This window comes from Gordonia sp. G4 (assembly GCF_057770005.1).
Genome location: NZ_CM173442.1, coordinates 3,844,268 through 3,863,508, shown reverse-complemented (window position 1 = coordinate 3,863,508; position 19,241 = coordinate 3,844,268). Strand labels below are relative to the sequence as shown.

Here is a 19,241-nt window from a genome sequence, read left to right as displayed (position 1 = left end):
AACTCATCGCTGGGTGTCGGGCCCCGGGGTGCGCGTCTCGGCGTCGACCCCTGCGTCGGCGGCTTCCTGCGCGGCCTGCCCCTCGGCGACCTGCTCGGGCGTGAACCGCATGAACAGCACGACGATCGCGGCGAGGACGGCGATCCCGGCGCAGGCGGCGAAGGCCAGACCGTAGCCCTCGGCCTGCGCCGCGAGCTGTGTGGGGTTCATCGTCTCCACCGGCGCGGTCGTGCCACCCTTCGACAGCGCGCGGGAGGTGACCATCGCGCCGACGACGACCAGGCCGACGGCGCCGCCGAGGTTCTGCGCGACCTGTGCCAGTGCCGTCAGCGGGCCGATCTCGGTGGTACCCACGCCGGCCACCACGGACAGGGTCAGCGGGATGACCGCCAGACCCACACCGAAGCCGATGACGACGACCGGGATGAAGATGCTCGGGAAATAGTCCGGCGAGTCGGTCGCGATCGACGATGCGTACAGACAGCCGATGAGGATCACCGCGCCACCGACCAGGACGAGCCATCGCGGCTGGATCATCAGCGCCAGCTTCGACGCGATCGCCGCGGCGATGCCCAGTCCGAACGCGAAGGGCACGACGGCGAGCCCGCTCTGGATCGGCGAATACTGCAGGATGCCCTGCAGATACAGCGAGATGAAGACCGCCATGCACATCATGATCATGCTGGCCAGCAGGATCGCGAGCAGCGCCGCGACGCGGGAGCTGTTGTCGAAGAGCGAGAACGGCAGCAACGGGTTCCGGGCGCGGCGTTCGACCACGATGAACGCGGCCAGGGCGAGGCCGCCGAGGATGAACGAGCCGACCACGACCGGCGCCGTCCAGCCGTTGGGTCCTTCGTTCACCGCGAGCACGAGCAGGGTGCAGCCGAGCGTGCCGAGGACCGCGCCGGGCACGTCGAGGGGCAGTCGTTCACCCTGGGATTCCCGCAGCGCGACAAATGCTCCGACGACGACGATCAACCCGATCGGCACGTTGATGAGGAAGACCAGTCGCCACGACAGCTCGGTCAGCACACCGCCGAGGATCAGCCCCGCCACCGACCCCACCCCGGTCATGGCCGCGTAGACGGCGAAGGCCTGGCTGCGCGGTTTACCGGGTGCGAAGGTGGTCGCGACCAGGGCCATCGCGGTCGGCGCCGCGATGGCCGCCGACGCACCCTGGAGGGCTCGCCCGGCGAGCAGGCTGGCCTCGTTCCAGGCCAGGCCACAGAGCAGCGACGTGAGCGTGAAGGCGACGACACCGACGATGAACATCCGCTTGCGGCCGAAGGTGTCGCCGAGCCGGCCGCCGAGGAGCATGAGTCCGCCGAATGCCAGGACGTAGCTGCTGATCACCCAGTTGGCGCTCGACTCCGACAGCGAGAGGGCGTCGCGGATGCTCGGCAGCGCGAGCGCGGCGACGGTGCCGTCGAGCACGACGAGCAGCTGCATCCCGGACAGCACCAGGATCGGCAAACCGAAGACCGGACGGAACTGCGCGGTATCCACCGTTCCAGTGTTCACGGTTCCGGTGTGCGCAGATCCGGGAGTCGACATAGAGAACGACCGTACCGGCCGATGGCAGGCACATGCCAATCCCCATTGATTCGGTCGGGCTCGGATCCGGTCAGGCCCGGATTCCGTCAGGCTCTCCCTCGGTGAACGCGGCCACGTCACCGATGACCACGATCGCGGGCGGCCGCAGTCCCTCGGCGTCGGCGACCTCGCCGGCGTGGGCGAGGTCGGTGCGCAGCAGCCGCTGCGTCGGCAGCGATCCGTTCTCGATCATCGCGACCGGGGTGTCGGGTCGCCGGCCGCCGTCGAGCAGTGCCCGGGCGAAGACCTCGACGCGTTCGACGGCCATCATCAGGACGAGGGTGCCCCGCAGCTTGCCCATCGCCGACCAGTCGATCAGCGAGTCGGGGTGGCCGGGTGGCACGTGACCGGAGGCGATCACGATCTCGTGCGTGACCCCGCGGTGCGTGACCGGGATCCCCGCGGATGCCGGCGCGGCGATCGAGCTGCTGATGCCCGGGACCACCGTCACCGGGACACCGGCGGCCACGCAGGCCTGGAGTTCTTCGAAGCCCCGCCCGTAGACATAGGGGTCTCCCCCCTTGAGACGGACGACGAACTTGCCCGCCTTCGCCTTCTCGACCAGGACGTCGTTGATGGCCTCCTGCTTCATCGCACGGCCGTACGGCACCTTGGCGGCGTCGATGATCTCGACCTGCGGGCCGAGCTCGGCGAGCAGCTCGGGGGGCGCGAGCCGGTCGGCGACCACCACATCGGCCTCGGCGAGGAGCCGCTGACCACGGACGGTGATGAGGTCGGGATCACCCGGTCCGCCACCGACGAGGGCCACGCCCGCGGCATGCGGGGCGGCGTCGTCGACGCTCAGTGAACCGTCGGCCAGCGCGCGGCTGATCGCGGCGCGCAACGCTGCCGACAGCTTGTGGTCGCCACCGGCGAGGACCCCGAACTGCACGTCGCGGTGGCGGCCGGACGCCGGCGTGACCGCGGTGCCGTGTCGGGCGTCGTCGGCGCGCACGCAGAACGTGTGCCTGCGCTCGGCCTCGGCGACCACCGCCTCGTTGACGGCGGGGTCGTCGGTGCAGGCCATCGCATACCAGGCGCCCTCCAGATCCCCGTCGACGTAGCGACGCTGGGTGACGCTGATACCGGGGAACGACTCGACGGCGGGCGTCGGGTCGAGTGCGACGACGTGGACGTCGGCTCCCGCCGCCACGAGGTTGGGCAGACGTCGCTGGGCGACGGACCCACCACCCACCACGACGACCCTGCGTCCGCGGAGGTCGAGGCCGACCAGGTAGTGCCCCTCTCCGGAGGGGAAGGCGTCGGGCCCGGGAACGTGCGGGGGCCCCGGGACATTCGACGAGGCGGAGTCAGGCTCGGACATGGGAGCTGACACTACCGGGACCGCTGATCCACAGCGGCGTCGGTTGATCTGCAGCGGCGTCGGTCACCGTCTCCGCTGCTCGCGTGCGCGCTGCCGTTCCAGGGCGCGTTCGCGCGACTCCTCGAACTTGCGCACCTTGACATCCATCTGCTCCAGGAACTCCGCGAGGAGTTCGCGGTAGTACTCACCGATGGGCCCGAAGTCGTCGCGTTCGAAGATGCGCCACTTCCGCAGGACCGGCATGACGACATCCGACATGTGTTGCGGCAGATCGTAGATACCGCCCTTGGCGATCAGCACGGCATTGCGCCGGAAGTTCGGCATCGTCGCGCCGGGCATCTGGAAGTTGGTCACGATCGCGTGGATGGCGGCCATGGTCTGGTCGGGGACGAGGTCGAGCGCGCCGGCGACGATGTTGCGGTAGAAGAGCATGTGCAGGTTCTCGTCGGCCGCGACACGTTGCAGCATCCGGTCGGCGATCGGGTCGCCGCACGCCTTTCCGGTGTTGCGGTGCGACACCCGGGTGGCGAGCTCCTGGAAACTCACGTAGGCGACCGCGAACAGCATGTCGAAGCTGTGGTCGCGCTGGCCGTCGTCGTCGGGCAACGGGTTGAATCCGGACGTCATGTGCGCCATGCGGATCTCTTCGAGCTCGACCGGGTCGACGCCACGGGTCACCACCAGGTAGTCCCGCATGACGATCGAGTGGCGGTTCTCCTCGGCGGTCCAGCGGCCCACCCACCAGCCCCAGGCGTCGTCGAGGGTGAAGTTGTCGGCGATCACCCGGTGGTAGGACGGCAGGTTGTCCTCGGTGAGCAGGTTGGTGATCATCGCGGCCTTGGCGACCTCGGAGAGCCGGGATTGCGAGGGTTCCCAGTCGTGTCCGCCCAGTGCCGCGAAGTTGCGGCCGTCGTCCCAGGGCACGTAGTCGTGGGGGTGCCAGTCCCGGGTCATCTTTATATGGCGCTCGACCTCGGTCTCGCACACCGGCAGCAGTTCGCGCAGCAGGTCCGAGCCGGTCATGCCGGGGTTGCCGAGGTCGGCGTCGGGGGGTCCGATGAGGGTTGTCACGTGCTCTCCTGGTCGGGGCTGGGGTCGTACCGTTTCACTCTGCGCGACGGGGCGGGTGGTGCTCGTGAGGCAAAAGTCCCGCCTGCATGGGGTCCGACGTCGCGAGTTGGCGACCCGCCGGATCCGGTACTTTCAGACCCATGGCCCCTGTCACGACGGATTCGCCCACCACCGGTCCGACCCCGTCCCCGGTTCGTGCCTACCTCGTCGACGACCACGAACTCGTCCGGCGTGGCCTGCGCGACCTACTCGGGACCGCGGACGACATCGAGGTGGTGGGCGAGGCCGCGTCGGTCGGCGAGGCCCTCGTCGGCATCCTGGCGACCAAACCCGACGTCGCCGTCCTCGACGTCCGGCTGCCCGACGGCAACGGCGTCGAACTGTGCCGGGACGTGCGCGCCGCCGAACCCGGGATCAAGTGCCTGATGCTGACGAGCTACGCCGACGACGATGCGCTGCTCGCCGCGGTCCTCGCCGGCGCCTCGGGATTCGTCCTCAAGCAGATCCTGGGCCACAACCTGGTCGCCGCGGTCCGGACCGTCGGACGGGGTGGGTCACTGCTCGACGACCGGTCCACGGCCGCACTGCTGGCCAAGCTGCGCGACGGCAAGCAGACCGAGAAGGACCCGCTCGCCGAGCTGACCCATCAGGAGCGCGAGGTGTTCGCCCTCATCGGCGAGGGTCTGACCAATCGGCAGATCGCCGAGCGGATGTTCTTGGCGGAGAAGACGATCAAGAACTACGTGTCCCGCATCCTGGGCAAGCTGGACATGCAGCGACGCACCCAGGTCGCGGTGATGGCGACCAGACTCCGCGACGGCAGGGCCTGAGCTATCCGAGGAGGGGCACCGACCAGGTGAGCGTCGTCCCGCCCCTGCGCGTGAGGACGCTGAACGTCCCGTCGCAGTCCTCGGCCCGCCGGGTCAGGTTCTCCAGTCCGCGGTAGGTGACGTCGGCACCGATGCCGATGCCGTCGTCGCTGATCTCGACGGTCAGCACGTCGTCGGCGGTCACCGAGACGGCGATGTGCTCGGCCCGCGCGTGCCGGAGGGCGTTGCTCAATCCCTCCCGCAGGACCGCGTCGATATGCGGTCCGAGCGCGTCCGGCACCACTGTGTCGACCGGGCCGTCGAACTCCACGCTCGGCGAGATCGACGCGTGCCCGGACAGTTCGGAGACGATGTCGATCACCCGCCGTCGCAGCGTCGGGTCGGCATCGGGTCCATAGGCCGTCTGCAGATCGAAGATCGAGGTGCGGATCTGCGCGATCGTGCGGTCCAGGTCGGTCATGATCTGCTCGAGGCGCGCTGTGGCGGCGGCGGGATCGGTGGTCCCGGCGAGCAGCGTCTGCACCGACATGCCGACCGCGAAGAGTCGTTGTATCACGTGATCGTGCAGGTCTCGGGCGATCCGGTGCCGGTCCTCGAGCACCTCGAGATCGCGGGCGATCTGCTGCTGTTCGGCGTAGACCACCGCCAGCGAGGCGACCTCGGCCACACCGGCGAGACCGGCGATCTCCTCGTCGTCCCAGTACGGGCGATTGCGGTGCGTGATCAGCATCCAGCCGAACGCGCCCGACGCGCGTTGCAGTGGCTGCACCGAGGTCCAGCGGGCGCCACGCCGGATGAGCGACTCCGCGATCTGCCCGGAGCGCTGCACCCGTAGAGACGTGGCATCCGGCGCGATGAAGGTGTCGACCTCCACCGGCTCCCCGGTGTGACCGCGCAGTTCCACCTCCCCGGCCAGCTCGGTGAACAGGTAGACATCGACGGCGCCGACCAGGTCGGCGACATCCGCGCACATGCGGGACATGGTGTCCGACAGTGCGATTCCGGCCAGCGGCTCCGACCCACGCCGGGCGAGGACCTGCATCCAGCGATGCCGGGTGCGGGCCCGCTCGAAGAGGCCCGCGTTGTCGACGGCGATACCGGCGGCGACCGCGAGTACCGCGACAACGGTCTCGTCGACCTCGGAGAAGTCCTCCGCGGACCGCTTCTCGGTCAGGTAGAGACTGCCGAAGACCTCCCCGCGCACCATGATCGGTGCGCCGAGGAACGTGTGCATGGGCGGGTGGTTGGCCGGGAAGCCGACCGAGGTCGGGTGCGCGCCGAGGTCGTGGATGCGGTGCAGGCGGGGTTCGTCGATGAGCAGCCCCAGTACCCCGCGTCCGACCGGCAGATGTCCCATGGTCGCCCGCTGGGCGTCGGTGATCCCGATGTGCACGAACTCACTCAGTCCGCCGTCGGGACCGCGCACTCCGAGGGCGCCGTACTGGGCGTCCACCAGACCGGCCGCGACCTCGACGATGCGCTGCAGCGCCCGGTCGAGCTCGACACCCTGACCGACGACGAGGACCGCCTCCAGCAGTTCCCGCAGCAACGCCGGGTCGTCGGCACCGTGGTCGGCGAGCGCGTCGAGGGTCTCGCGGAGCCGGTGGTCGAGCATCACGACGCCCCGGCGGTGTCACCGGCCCGGTCGGAGGACAGTGCCGGCGCCACCTCGGCGGCCCGGGATACGAAGCGGCACAGCGCCTCCGGGATCGAGGCCGGATGCAGATGCAGATACGAGGCGTGCACCGACGCCGTCGTGACCCCGTGCCTCGATGCCCGGCCCGAGGCATCCCGCCACGCCCAGGCGGGTGCGTGCGCGCCGTCGCCCACCCCGCTGCGGTGGAACTCGTGGCCCGTCACGCGTTCGCCGGTCCGGAAGAGGACCGAGTCGCTCACGGCGACGGCGTCGCGATAGCCGAGGGTCAGGGTGGGGCCGAAGTGGCCGGGGATGTCGAGGACGCCGCTCATCGGGTGCCCGTCCAGCTGGGCGCACAGGTACAGCAGGCCCGCGCATTCGGCGTGGATCGGACGACCCGCCGCGGCATGCGCACGGAGGTCGGCGCGCAGGAGTTCGTTGGCGGCCAGCGCCTCGGCGTGTTCCTCCGGGAAGCCACCGCCGATCACGACGCCGCCCGCATCCGCGGGCAGCCGATCGACGAGCGGGTCGAACACGACGACGCGCGCACCGGCGGCGGTCAGCATCTCGGCGTGCTCGGCGTAGCCGAAGGTGAACGCCGCTCCCCCGGCGACGGCGATGACCGGCGACTCGGTCGTCGCGGTACGGCGATGGGGCGCAACGGCTTCCGACGCCGACCACGCCGTCGCATCGGGCACCGATCGTGCGCGGGCGGCGGCCACGATGGCCGGCAGGTCGAGGGCGCCGCGCAGGTGTGCGGTCATCGCGTCCACCGCCGCGACCGCGTCGGCATTGCGTTCGGCAGCCGGGATCAGGCCAAGGTGGCGGGAGGGCACGGTCAGCGACGGGTGACGACGCAGCACGCCGAGAACCGGCAGTCCGACCCGGGCGGCGGCCTGTCTCAGCACCATTTCGTGACGGGGCGAGCCGACCCGGTTGAGGATGACGCCCGCGATCGACACCGAGGGGTCATAGGACAGGAATCCGTGCAGCACCGCGGCCAGTGACTGGCTGTGCCCGGCGGCGTCGACGACGAGGATCACCGGCGCGCCGATGATCGACGCGACGTGCGCGGTGGAGCCCACGCCGAGGGACCCGGCCCCGATGCCGCCGTCGTCGGAGCTGCCGTTGTCGTGGTCGACGATGCGACCGTCGAACAGGCCCATCACGCCCTCGACGACCGCGATGTCCGCACCCGCCGCGCCATGGGCGAACAGCGGCGCGATGCGTTCGGCGCCCACCAGATTCGGGTCGAGGTTGCGCCCGGGACGTCCCGCGGCCACCGCGTGGTAGCCGGGATCGATGTAGTCGGGACCGACCTTGAACGGGGCCACCCGGTGCCCGGCTGCCCGCAGTGCACCGATGAGGCCGGTGGTCACGGTCGTCTTGCCGCTACCGGACGACGGTGCGGCGATCACGACGGCCGGCGTCGAACCGCCGGCGGAGTTCACCATTCGATCCCCTTCTGCCCCTTGCGGCCCGCGTCCATCGGGTGGGCGATCTTGCGCATCTCGGTGACGAGATCGGCGGCGTCGACGAGTTCGGCCGGCGCACGCCGGCCGGTGATCACCACGTGCTGGCGTCCGGGGCGCCGCGCGAGGGTGTCGACGACCTCGGCGGTGTCGACCCATCCCCAGTGCAGCGGGTAGGTGAACTCGTCGAGGACGTAGAAGTCGTGTTCACCGGCATCGAGGCGGCGGGCGATCTCGGCCCACCCGGCCTGTGCGGCGGCGGCGTGGTCGTCGTCGTGGTCGGAGTTGGCGCGCAGCCACGACCAGCCCTGGCCCATCTTGTGCCATTCCACCGGTCCACCGGCGCCGGTCTCGGCGTGGACCCGGTCGAGGGCGAGCATCGTCGACTCCTCCCCGACCTTCCATTTCGCGCTCTTGACGAATTGGAACACCGCGACCCGCATGCCCGCGTTCCACGCGCGCATCGCCATGCCGAACGCAGCGGTCGACTTGCCCTTGCCGTCGCCGGTGTGCACCGCCAGGACGGGCTGGTTGCGGCGCTGTCGCGTCGTCAGCCCGTCATCGGGGATGCTGACCGGAACTCCCTGGGGCACTCGACTTCTCCTTGCCGGTTGCGGGTGGTGGGCGGTGACGGGTGGGCGGGTCGGTCCCGGACGGAGGGCTCAGGCCGCCCCGCGTGCGGGTGCCGGTCCGGTGAGGGCGGTGGCCGACAGCTCGTCCATGGGGATCAGGTCGGCACCGAGGTGAGCCGCCAGATCGCCGGCGAGTCCGAGCCGGACCATGCCCTGCTCGCAGTCGACGACCACGGACCCGATCCCGCGGCGGCGGATGCCGTCCGCGGCCTGCCGGGCGCGTGCCATCGCGCTGCGACCCGAGGCGTCGCGCCCGGAGGTGGCCCGTCCGTCGGTGAGGACCACCAGCAACGGCCGGCGGTCGGGCTCCGCGCGTCGACACCGCTCCACCACGTCGGCGGCCAGTTGCAGGCCCTCGCCGAGCGGCGTGCGGCCACCGGTACGGATCTCTTCGAGGCGACGCACCGCGATCTCGACGGATTTGGTGGGCGGCACCGCCAGTGTCGCGGCGGAACCCCGCGCGACGACCACGGCGACGCGGTCGCGGCGGGTGTAGGAGTCACGCAGCATCTCCACGCACAGCTCGGAGACCGCGGCCAGACGACGCCGCGCGGTCATCGAACCGCTGAGGTCGACGACGAAGACGACCAGGTTGGACTCCTGGCCGATCCGTTGCGCCGACCGCAGATCCGGCGCCGCGATACGCAGGCCGCCCGGCCGCCCGTCGTCGCCCCGTGTCGCCCGGCCGGCAGCGGCGAGCACGGTGCCGAACAGATGGACCGGTCGTTCGGCGTCGAAGTCGACGGCATGGGTGGTGTGCCCACGACGGCTGCGCGCCTTCGAGCGACGGCCCGGATCCCCGTCGCCGAGTCCGTCGACCCGCAGGGTCGGCATCCGACGACCGGTCGGAACAGACGCGGAGCCGAACGCGGGGCCGGGGGCGGTCTGCGGGACCTCGCCGTCGCCGGTCTCGGGCGCGGTGCCGGGATCCTCGGCGGTGTCGGTGTCGTGTGCTGCGCCGGGAGCCGTGGCGGTGTCGTTCGGCTCGGACGCCGGCGGATCGCCCCCGCCACCGGGCGGTGGCGTCTCCGGCGGTCCCGGGTCGTCGTCGGGTGAGTCGGGCCCGGCCGCGTCCTCACCCGCCGACATCGCCTCGTCGAGCTGGTCGGAGCTGAGTCCCGACTCGTCGAACGGGTTGCGGCGGCGCCGGTGTGGCAGTGCCAGCTCCACCGCCGCCCGGACGTCGACGTCTTCGACGACAACTGCTCCGCGCCAGGCGGCGTGGGCGAGCGCGGTCCGCGCCACGACGATGTCGCCGCGGAGTCCGTCGACGTCGAGGTGGGCGCAGATGCCGGCGATCCGGCGCAGTTCCCGGTCCGGGAGCTCGACGGTGCCCACGGCGGCGCGCGCCGTCGCGATGCGTTGCGTCAGTTCGTGTTCGGCGGCGGCGTGGGCGGCGACGAACGACTCCGGATCGGCGTCGTAGGCCATCCGCCGGCGCACCACCTCGACGCGTTCGTCGACCTCGCGTCCGGCCGCCACGTCGACGGCGAGCCCGAACCGGTCGAGCAGCTGCGGGCGGAGCTCGCCCTCTTCGGGGTTCATGGTCCCGACGAGCACGAAATCGGCCGCCTGGGTGTGCGACACACCGTCGCGTTCGATGGTGACCCGCCCGCTCGCCGCGGCATCCAGCAGGACGTCCACGAGGTGGTCGGCGAGCAGGTTGACCTCGTCGATGTAGAGGACCCCGCGGTGCGCCCGGGCGAGCAGGCCGGGGGTGAACTCCGCGCGGCCGTCCCGAAGGACCGAGGTGAGGTCCAGCGAGCCGATCACGCGGTCCTCGGTCGCCCCGATCGGCAGTTCCACGACGCGGCCTGCCGTGTCGTCCACCGACCCGGGCACGCTGAGCAACGGACCCAGGCCGCGCACGATCGTCGACTTCGCGGTGCCCTTCTCGCCGCGGATCAGGACTCCGCCGATACCCGGCGAGATGGCCGAGAGGATGAGCGCGAGCTTGAGCTGCTCCTGGCCGACGACCGCACTGAACGGGTAGCGCACGTCGGCAGCCAGATCGGCGGGGGCCGGGAGTTCACCGAGGGTGGTCATCGCGACCCGGCGCGGAGCATCGACACGTGGGGAATTCCGTCCTCGAGGTAGTCGTCGCCGTCGCGGGCGAAGCCGAACTTGCCGTACATCTCGGTGAGGTAGGTCTGGGCCTCGATCCGGCACGGGCGGTCCCCGACCTCGTCGAGCGCAGCGGTCATGAGGGTCGCCACGAGACCGCGGCCCCGATGGTTCCGCTCGGTGCAGACCCGCCCGATCCGGAAGACCTGCCCGCCGTCGGTCTGGGGTTCCTCGAGCAGTCGCAGCGTGGCCAGGACCGTACCCGCCCCGTCGGTCGCGTCCTCTCCGGCACCCTCGGGCGGGTCTGCACCGTCGGTGATCCAGAACTGTCTCGTGGTCGGCTCGAGGTCGCGTCCGTCGAGCTCGGGGTACGGACACGCCTGCTCGACGACGAAGACCTCGACCCGGAGCCGCAGGATCCGATACAGCGTGGCTGCATCGATGTCATCGGCCTGGGCGCGATGCACCCGCGGTACGGAGATCATGTGTCGTGGTTAGCACACAACGCGGCCGGACTTCATCTCCCGAGAGATCAGCCGGCGGTGGCGGGCGCGAGCCGGCCGGTCTCGGCGGGGGTCTCGTTGCGCTCGGTCAGCTGCAGCGACTTGTTCGTCCAGTCCCAGACCTGGCGGTACAGGTCCCGGTTGCCGTTCAGTTTCTGGCCGAAGGACGGGATGATCCCGGACAGCTTCGACGTCCAGCCCGCGTACTCCTCGGGGAAGCACTGCTCGAGCACCGAGAGCATCGCCGGGACGGCGGTCGAGGCGCCGGGCGACGCCCCCAGGAGGCCGGCGATCGTGCCGTCACCGGCCGCCACGACCGCGGTGCCGAACTCGAGCTGCCCACCGACGCCGGTCTTGCGGATGACCTGTACGCGCTGTCCGGCGGTGATGAGCTCCCAGTCGGCGCCGAGCGCGCGGGGGACGAATTCCGACAGCGTCTTGACCCGGTCGGCGGGGCCGGCGGCGAGCTCGCTGATGAGGTACTTGAGCAGGCCGAACTCCTTCGGCGCGATCGACATCATCGGGAGCAGGTTGCCCGGCTTGATCGACGCGGGCAGATCGGTGATCTTGCCGCTCTTGAGGAATTTGGGCGACCAGCCGGCGTACGGACCGAACAGCAGGCCGGGCTTGTGGTTGATGACGCGGGTGTCGAGGTGGGGCACCGACATCGGCGGCGCACCGACGGCGGCCTGTCCGTAGACCTTCGCGTGGTGCTCGGCGACGAGGTCGGGATTCGTGCAGCGGAAGAACTCACCGGAGACCGGGAATCCGCCGAACCCCTTGGCTTCTTTGATCCCCGACTTCTGCAGCAGGTGCAGTGCACCACCGCCGGCGCCGACGAACACGAACTTCGCGTGCACGGACAGCTTCTGGCCGGTCCGCCCGTTGCGGACCTTCACGATCCAGCTGCCGTCGGACTGCTTGGACAGGTTGGTGACCGAGTGGCCGAAGTAGATGTCGGCGCCCTGCGCGACGTAGTTGAGGAGCTGCTGGGTCAGTGCGCCGAAGTCGACGTCGGTGCCCTGGTCGAACCAGTTCAGTGCGACCGGGTCGGCGAAGTCGCGTCCGTGGGACATCAGCGGCAGCCGCTCGCTGAACTCGGCTGGGTCGTCGATGAACTCCATGCCCTCGAACAGGGTCTGCGAGGCGAGGTTGTCGTAGCGCTTGCGGAGGTACTTCTGCCCCTCCGCGCCGTGGGTGAAGGCGACGTGCGGGATCGGGTTGATGAACTCCGACGGGTCACCGAGGATGCCGCTGTCGACCGCGTGGGCCCAGAACTGGCGCGACACCTGGAACTGCTCGTTGATGGTGAGCGCCTTGTCGATGTTGACGTCACCGTCGGCCGTCTTCGGCGTGTAGTTGAGCTCGCACAGCGCCGAATGGCCGGTGCCGGCGTTGTTCCACGGGTCGCTGCTCTCCGCGGCGGCCGCGTCGAGCTGCTCGAACAGGCTGATCGACCAGTCGGGCTGGAGCTGCCGGAGCAGCGCTCCCAGCGTGGCACTCATGATTCCCGCACCCACCAACGCGACGTCGGTCGTGATCTCCGTTTTCGACACCTGGACTCCACTTCACCTGGTGGGACACTGTGACCTGAGTTCGTCGCGGCACGTCGTCCCGGATGGCACCTTCTCGACCGGGCACTTCTCACCCGATCCTTCTCAACCGCCATTGTCCAGCATGGCACGTCCCCCGACAGAATCGACCTGCGCAACTGTGTGCTGCACGACACCTGGGCAGTCGGTGACCTGTCACTATGCTGGCTGGCGTGAGCGTATCCGCCGCCGCCGACTGGCGGCCCGACCGATTCCTCGACGCCTACCGGCAACGCGTGCTCCCGCTGGGACCCGACCCCGACGGCGAGTCGCCGGTCACCGCGACCCTGGTGCGCCGCGCCGAGACGTCACCCGCACGCGGCGCGGTGCTCTACGTCCACGGCTTCACCGATTACTTCTTCCACGAGCCGCTCGCCGATTTCTTCGTCGACCGCGGTTACGCGTTCTATGCCGTCGATCTCCGGAAATGCGGACGTTCGCGGCAGTCGCACCACACCCCGCACTTCACCACCGACCTCGCGATGTACGACGAGGAGCTCAACGCCTCGTTGCGGATCATCCTCGACGAGGTGGGCCCTGACTGCCGGGTCGTGGTGGCCGGCCACTCGACCGGCGGCCTCGTCACCGCGCTCTGGCTCGACCGGTTGCGGCAGCGCGAGCCGGCCCTGCACGCCGCGGTCGACGGACTCCTGCTCAACTCGCCGTGGTTCGACCTGCAGGGCGACGCGGTCCTGCGCACGCTGCCGGTCACACTGCTGATCAAGGCGGTCGCCGCCGTCGCGCCGACAAGGGTGATCCCGAAAGAACTCTCGCAGGCCTACGGCGAGAGCCTGCACGACAGCGCCCACGGCGAGTGGAACTATGACCTGTCGGCGAAACCGCTCGGCGGATTCCCGGTCACCTTCGGTTTCCTCGACGCGGTGCGCAGCGGCCAGCGCCGCCTGCACCACGGTATCGACGTCGGCGTCCCCGCCCTTGTATTACGTTCGGACAAAACGCATTTCGCCAAGACCTACTCCCCGTCCACCGATCATGCCGATGCCGTCCTCGACGTCACCCACATCGCGCGCTGGAGCGGTTGTCTCGGCGGCCGGGTGACCGCGGTGCCGATCCCCGACGCCCGGCATGACGTATTCCTCTCCGTCGCGCATGCTCGTGAGCACGCCTACCGCGAGGTCGACCACTGGCTGTCCGCCGTCCTCTCAACCGAAAGCGAGAATCCCCCATGACCGCCACACAGGTCGTCGACCTGGCCATCATCGGCTCCGGGAGCGGCAACGCCATCCCCGACGACCGGTTCGCGGACAAGACCCTCGCGATCTTCGAGGAGGGCGTCTACGGCGGCACCTGCCTCAACGTGGGCTGCATCCCGACCAAGATGTTCGTCTACGCGTCCGAGGTGGCCGAGATCGCCACTCACGGCGCGCGCCTGGGCGTTCACGCCAAGGTCGACTCGGTCGACTGGCCGGGCATCGTCGACCGCGTGTTCGGCCGCATCGACCCGTTGTCGCAGGGCGGCAAGGAGTACCGGGTCGACCGCTGCGACAACATCACCGTCTACGACTCCCATGTGGAGTTCGACGGGCGGGACGACGACGGCCGGTACCGGCTGGTCACGAGGGACGGCGACACGGTCCTCGCCGCCGAGGTGGTGCTGGCGGCCGGCTCGCGCGCGGTCATCCCCCAGGTCATCGCCGACTCGGGCGTCACCTACTACACCAACAACGACGTGATGCGTCTCGCCGAGCTGCCCGAACGCCTGATCATCGCCGGAAGCGGTTACATCGCCGCGGAATTCGCGCATGTCTTCGGCGCGCTGGGTTCCCGCGTGACGGTCATCGCGCGTGGACCGGCATTGCTGGGCAAGCAGGACGCCGACATCTCCAACCGCTTCACCCAGGTGGCCGGGGAGAAGTGGGACGTGCGCCTGGAGACCACGATCACCGACGCCGAGGACCTGCCCGACGGCGGTGTCCGCGTGGGGCTTTCCGACGGCACCTCACTCGAGGCCGACGTACTCCTGGTCGCGACGGGCCGCCGGCCCAACGGCGACCGGCTCAACCTCGGTTCCGTCGGCATCGAACTCGACGAGGAGGGCCGCGTGCGCTGCGATGCACACGGCCGCACCGCCGCCCGCGGCGTGTGGACCCTCGGCGACGTCAGCTCGCCCTACCAGCTCAAGCACGTCGCCAACCACGAGCAGCGGGTCGTCCAGGCCAACCTCCTGAAGGGTTGGGACGCAACCGATCTGGACTCCTTCGACCATCGGTTCGTACCGGCCGCGGTGTTCACCCACCCGCAGATCGCGTCGGTGGGGCTGACCGAGGCCCAGGCGCTCGACGCCGGCCTCGACATCGCCGTCAAGGTCCAGGCCTACGGCGACGTCGCCTACGGCTGGGCCATGGAGGACACCACCGGATTCTGCAAGCTGATCGCCGAGCGCGGCACCGGCCGGCTGCTGGGCGCACACCTCATCGGTCCGCAGGCACCCACCGTCATCCAGCCGGTCATCCAGGCGATGCACTTCGGACAGACCGCACACGAGCTGGCCCGCGGGCAGTACTGGATCCACCCGGCGATGCCCGAGGTCCTCGAGAACGCGCTGCTCGGCCTGGAGATCTGACGGCGCCGGCGAGACCCTCAGAAAATGGTTGAGCGCAGGGCGATCTCGCTGGCGAGGGCCGGAGCGGCGTGCTGCGGAATCCAGTGGTCCACGCCGGCGAGTTCGCAGAAACGGAAGTCGCCGTAGACGTACCGCCCGCTCCCCTGCGCCTGTTCGCGACCCAGCGCGGTGTCGGCGTCGCTCCACAGCAGCGTCGTCGGGATCTCCACCGGCGGGCAGGCCATCGTCGCCTTGATGTCGCCGGTGAAGTTCGCGCGGTACCAGTTCAGCGCCGCGGTCAGGGCGCCGGGCTCCCGCAGCGGGGCGAGCTCGTCCTCGGTGATCCCCACGGCCCGCAGCTGCGCACCGTCGTCGGCGAGGAGCTTCTCCTCTGCCCCGTCGGCGACGAAATCGAGGATGTACGAGGAGCGTTCGCGCTGGTCGCTGCCGGCGAGCGCGTCGCGCATCGCCGACGGATGCCCGGTGCTCCCGACGACGAGTCCGGTGAACCGGTCGGGGTACTTCCCGGCGAGATGCCACGCGAGGATGCCGCCCCAGTCGTGTCCGACGAGGATCGCGTAGCCGATGCCGAGCGCGTCGAGCACGCCGATCGCATCGGAGACGAGGTGGGTGAGGTGGTAGTCGTCCACCTGGGACGGCCGCGCGCCCGGGCTGTACCCGCGCTGGTCGATCACGAGGGTGCGCAGGCCCGACTCGTGCAGGCGCGGCAGAACCTGGTCATAGCAGCTTCCGTTCACCGGGAAGCCGTGCAGCAACAGAACCCACGGGCCGGCCTCCGGCCCCCCGATCCGGACGTCGAAGGTGAGGCCGTTCACGGTCACCTGACGGTGATCTTCAGTCATTGGGCAACGATAACCCGTTCGCAGGATCGCAGCGCCTACAGAGCATCGAGGTGGTGCCGGATGATCGGCGGATTGCGCGGCGGCCCTTGTTCGATGAGACGCGTCACGGCGTCGAGGTCGAGATGTTCGGTGACGAGGTCGGCCATCTGGTCGACCTGCCGGCGACGTTCGGCGTCGACATCGGTGTCCGGTGCCACGCGGAACCCGCGCACCCCGGCCTCGGTCGCCACGTCGGTGAGGAGACGGCGACGGAAGTCGTTGCACGCCAGCAATCCGTGCCAGTGCGTACCCCGTAGGGCCCCCCGGATCGCGCCCTCCGGTCCGTGCCGGTCGTCGACGATCCACGTGTCCTCCGCCGAGCGGGTCACCCGTCCGTGATGGATCTCGTAGCCGCTGATCGCGACCGCGACCGCGGACGCCGGGTCACCGGCCGATCCGCCGGCGCCGGTGACCTGCCGCACGGTCTTGTCGGCGTCGAACTCGATGTCGAGGTCGAACAACCCCAGCCCGGGCACACGCCCGCGACCGGATTCGACCCGGTCGTCGAGTGTTCGGCCGAGCATCTGGAATCCGCCGCAGACGGCGACGATCGGACGTCCGCGGGCGGCGCGTTCGGTCAGCGCCTCCCCGATGCCGCGCGCCCGGACCCAGTCGAGGTCGGCGACGGTGGCCCGGGTACCGGGCACGACGACGAGGTCGGCGGCCGCCACCCCGGCCGGGTCGTCGACCCAGGTGACGTCGACACCGGGTTCGCAGGCCAGCGCCTCGACGTCGGTCGAGTTCGATATCCGCGGCAGCCGGATGGCCGCAACACGCAACCGGGCGCCCACCGTCGGGCCGGACTCGGTGAACGAGCGCGGTGGCCCGACGCGTCGGCCGACGGGTGCGGCGAGGGAGTCCTCGGCGTCGAGCCACAGGTCGTCGGCGAACGGCACGACACCGAGCGTCGGCCGTCCCGTGATCGCCTCCACCTGGCGGAGCCCCGGTTCGAGGATCGAGGGGTCGCCGCGGAACTTGTTGATCACGTACCCGGCGATCAGGCGCTGGTCGGCGTCGTCGAGAACCGCGGTGGTCCCGAACAGGTGTGCCAGCGAGCCACCCCGGTCGATGTCGGTCACCAGCAACACCGGAAGTCGAGCCGCCTGTGCGAGACCGAGATTGGCGATGTCGTTGGCGCGCAGGTTGATCTCCGCGACCGAGCCCGCACCCTCACAGATGACCACGTCGAAATCGCGTCGCAGACCGGCCAGTTCGTCGGCGACGACGGCACGCAGTCGTGCCCGCCACTGCAGATAGTCGGCGGCCCCGACGTCGCCGGCCGGGCGGCCGCGCAGGATGACGTGCGAGCGGCGGTCGCTGCCCGGCTTCAGCAACACCGGGTTGAACCGGGTGGACGGCTCGAGTCCGCACGCGAAGGCCTGCAACGCCTGCGCGCGACCGATCTCGCCGCCGTCGAGGGTGACCACCGAGTTGTTCGACATGTTCTGCGCCTTGAACGGCGCGACGCGCACGCCGGTTCGGTGCAGCGCCCGGCACAGCCCGGCGACGATCAGGCTCTTCCCGGCATCGCTGCTCGTACCGCCCACGAGCACTGCGCCACCGACTGCGTCCACCCGGACAGCCTAGTGGTGGCGTCGTTCACACGGCGCACCGTTCGCCTCGCGGCGCGGTGGCGCTGGATACAGTGGCCCATCGAAGGGGTCAGCAGTCGTGCACAGCAATGGGGGGTCGTCGGACGTGGAGGTCGTGAAGCCCGGATCCGTGTTCGCCGGGTATCGCGTTCTCTCGCTGCTCGGGCACGGCGGCATGGGACAGGTCTGGCTCGTCGAACATCCGACCCTTGGCCGGCGCGAGGCACTCAAGATCATCTCGCCCAATCCCGCCGACCCCAGCTTCGCCGAGCGGTTCCGCAACGAGGCCCGCACCGCGGCGGCACTCGATCATCCCGGCATCGTGACGGTCTACACGCACGGCGTGGAGAACGGCAGTCCGTGGTTCTCGATGACCTACCTCGACGGCGACGACCTCACCGCCGTACCGATCCTGCCGGTCGCGGATGTGGTGACCATCGTCGGCAAGGTCGCCGATGCCCTCGACTACGCGCACACACAGCGCGTCATCCACCGCGACATCAAACCCGCGAACATCGTGATCGCGCGGGGGTCCGACGGCAGGATCACGCGGGTCACCGTGCTCGACTTCGGCATCGCCCGCCTGATGGACGGCGCCAAGATGACCGCCACCAATCTGTTCGTCGGCACCCTCGCCTATGCCGCACCCGAGATCCTCACCGGCGAGGCGGCCATACCGGCGTCGGACCAGTACGCGCTCGCGTGCACCACCTTCCAGCTGCTCACCGGATCACAACCCTTCCCCGGCCAGACCCCGATGGCGTTGATCGCCGGCCACGTCAACGCACCCCCACCGCGGATATCCGGGCGTCGACCCGATCTCGAATATCTGGATCCGGTGTTCGCCCGCGCCCTCGCCAAGAACCCCGCCGACCGGTTCTCGTCCTGTTCCGAGTTCGCCGCTGCCCTCGCCCGGGCCGTCGAGACCGCACCGACGGCGTCCACGCCGCCGTTCGGGCAGCACCAGCCCCCGGGTCGCCCCCAGCAGCTTCCCCCACCCAGCATCCGCCCACCCAGCACGCGCCGGTACACCCCGCCGCTGCCCACCGGGCCCCACCGCCCGGCGGCGGTCAGTACGCACCGTTCCCCGCCTACGGTCCCGGCGGCCCGCGTCTCGGCCATCCGACCGGACCGCATGGGCCCGGCCCCGGGCAACGGGGAGCCGGCTCGCGGACCGCATGGATCATCGCCGCGGTCCTCGGTGTCATCGTCCTCGTCGTCGGGGTCGTCGGAGCCGCCATCGCCCTCGGCGGATCGGAGTCGGATTCCCCGACGACGGTCGCCGGGTCGTCGACGTCGGGGCCCAGCGCGTCCGGTTCCCCGGCCGGCAGCGGCACCTTCGATTCCATCGCGTCCAGCGGGGACAGCACGTGCGCGGTACGCGACGGCCGGCTGTACTGCTGGGGCGGCAACGAGCGGGGCACGCTGGGCGACGGCACGACCACCGACCGCCCGCGGCCCGTCGCG

General features: G+C 70.3%; 14 protein-coding genes and 2 pseudogenes. 5 read left to right on the top strand and 11 right to left on the bottom strand.

From position 1 onward, the window contains the following. Positions 1-3 precede the first annotated feature (3 nt). From AC3B5T_RS17325 to AC3B5T_RS17315, 3 genes are all read right to left on the bottom strand, one after another. Entirely contained in the window at positions 4-1,554 is a 1,551-nt protein-coding gene (locus tag AC3B5T_RS17325; RefSeq protein ID WP_055474807.1) for a DHA2 family efflux MFS transporter permease subunit, read from the bottom strand. Positions 1,555-1,624: 70 nt separating this feature from the next. Next, positions 1,625-2,917 (bottom strand): uroporphyrinogen-III C-methyltransferase, encoded by a 1,293-nt coding sequence (cobA, locus tag AC3B5T_RS17320; RefSeq protein ID WP_231632640.1) that lies wholly within the window; start codon positions 2,915-2,917, stop codon positions 1,625-1,627. Positions 2,918-2,980: 63 nt separating this feature from the next. Next, positions 2,981-3,988 carry an acyl-ACP desaturase gene (locus tag AC3B5T_RS17315; RefSeq protein WP_055474806.1) on the bottom strand — a complete coding sequence of 336 codons (1,008 nt, stop codon included), beginning with the start codon at positions 3,986-3,988 and terminating at the stop codon, positions 2,981-2,983. A gap of 140 nt (positions 3,989-4,128) precedes the next feature. Here AC3B5T_RS17315 and AC3B5T_RS17310 point away from each other — a divergent pair, with 140 nt between their 5' ends. After that, complete coding sequence (locus tag AC3B5T_RS17310) at positions 4,129-4,818, top strand: response regulator (protein WP_010841462.1); 690 nt, start codon at positions 4,129-4,131, stop codon at positions 4,816-4,818. A 1-nt stretch (position 4,819) separates the two neighbouring features. Here AC3B5T_RS17310 and AC3B5T_RS17305 read toward each other — a convergent pair whose 3' ends face one another. The 6 genes from AC3B5T_RS17305 to mqo all read right to left on the bottom strand — a co-directional run bounded on the left by AC3B5T_RS17305 (position 4,820) and on the right by mqo (position 12,681). Then, a complete protein-coding gene (locus tag AC3B5T_RS17305; RefSeq protein WP_055474805.1) occupies positions 4,820-6,433 on the bottom strand; it encodes a GAF domain-containing sensor histidine kinase in 1,614 nt (537 codons plus the stop codon). Beyond that, positions 6,433-7,908, bottom strand: a complete 1,476-nt coding sequence (locus tag AC3B5T_RS17300) for a cobyrinic acid a,c-diamide synthase CobB (RefSeq protein WP_055474804.1) — start codon at positions 7,906-7,908, stop codon at positions 6,433-6,435. Before AC3B5T_RS17300 ends, AC3B5T_RS17305 begins: the two co-directional genes overlap by 1 nt. Next, entirely contained in the window at positions 7,902-8,519 is a 618-nt protein-coding gene (cobO, locus tag AC3B5T_RS17295; protein WP_010841465.1) for a cob(I)yrinic acid a,c-diamide adenosyltransferase, read from the bottom strand. The genes AC3B5T_RS17300 and cobO overlap by 7 nt, the downstream gene beginning before the upstream one ends. A gap of 69 nt (positions 8,520-8,588) precedes the next feature. After that, positions 8,589-10,604 (bottom strand): VWA domain-containing protein, encoded by a 2,016-nt coding sequence (locus AC3B5T_RS17290; RefSeq protein WP_055474803.1) that lies wholly within the window; start codon positions 10,602-10,604, stop codon positions 8,589-8,591. Then, positions 10,601-11,107 carry a GNAT family N-acetyltransferase gene (locus AC3B5T_RS17285; protein ID WP_010841467.1) on the bottom strand — a complete coding sequence of 169 codons (507 nt, stop codon included), beginning with the start codon at positions 11,105-11,107 and terminating at the stop codon, positions 10,601-10,603. Before AC3B5T_RS17285 ends, AC3B5T_RS17290 begins: the two co-directional genes overlap by 4 nt. Before the next feature lie 47 nt (positions 11,108-11,154). Next, positions 11,155-12,681, bottom strand: coding sequence for a malate dehydrogenase (quinone) (gene mqo / locus AC3B5T_RS17280; protein WP_010841468.1), 1,527 nt, complete (start codon positions 12,679-12,681; stop codon positions 11,155-11,157). Positions 12,682-12,878: 197 nt separating this feature from the next. On the opposite strand from mqo, the gene AC3B5T_RS17275 reads away from it, so the two are divergent. Beyond that, positions 12,879-13,907, top strand: coding sequence for an alpha/beta hydrolase (locus AC3B5T_RS17275; protein ID WP_488357790.1), 1,029 nt, complete (start codon positions 12,879-12,881; stop codon positions 13,905-13,907). Beyond that, positions 13,904-15,301: a mycothione reductase gene (locus tag AC3B5T_RS17270; protein ID WP_488357788.1), complete on the top strand. Its 1,398-nt coding sequence runs from the start codon at positions 13,904-13,906 to the stop codon at positions 15,299-15,301. The genes AC3B5T_RS17275 and AC3B5T_RS17270 overlap by 4 nt, the downstream gene beginning before the upstream one ends. A gap of 17 nt (positions 15,302-15,318) precedes the next feature. Here the strand turns inward: AC3B5T_RS17270 and AC3B5T_RS17265 are convergent, their stop codons facing one another. Together AC3B5T_RS17265 and AC3B5T_RS17260 are read right to left on the bottom strand one after the other, a co-directional pair. After that, positions 15,319-16,122 (bottom strand): alpha/beta fold hydrolase, encoded by an 804-nt coding sequence (locus AC3B5T_RS17265; protein ID WP_014926490.1) that lies wholly within the window; start codon positions 16,120-16,122, stop codon positions 15,319-15,321. A gap of 56 nt (positions 16,123-16,178) precedes the next feature. Next, complete coding sequence (locus AC3B5T_RS17260) at positions 16,179-17,756, bottom strand: cobyric acid synthase (protein ID WP_488357786.1); 1,578 nt, start codon at positions 17,754-17,756, stop codon at positions 16,179-16,181. A gap of 193 nt (positions 17,757-17,949) precedes the next feature. Between AC3B5T_RS17260 and AC3B5T_RS17255 the strand changes: the two are divergent. Both AC3B5T_RS17255 and AC3B5T_RS17250 read left to right on the top strand, forming a co-directional pair. Next, positions 17,950-18,483 (top strand): annotated as a pseudogene (locus tag AC3B5T_RS17255) (serine/threonine-protein kinase); the annotation flags it as partial. Then, positions 18,477-19,235, top strand: a pseudogene (locus AC3B5T_RS17250) (hypothetical protein); the annotation flags it as partial. The pseudogenes AC3B5T_RS17255 and AC3B5T_RS17250, both read left to right, overlap by 7 nt. Between the last annotated feature and the right edge of the window lie 6 nt (positions 19,236-19,241).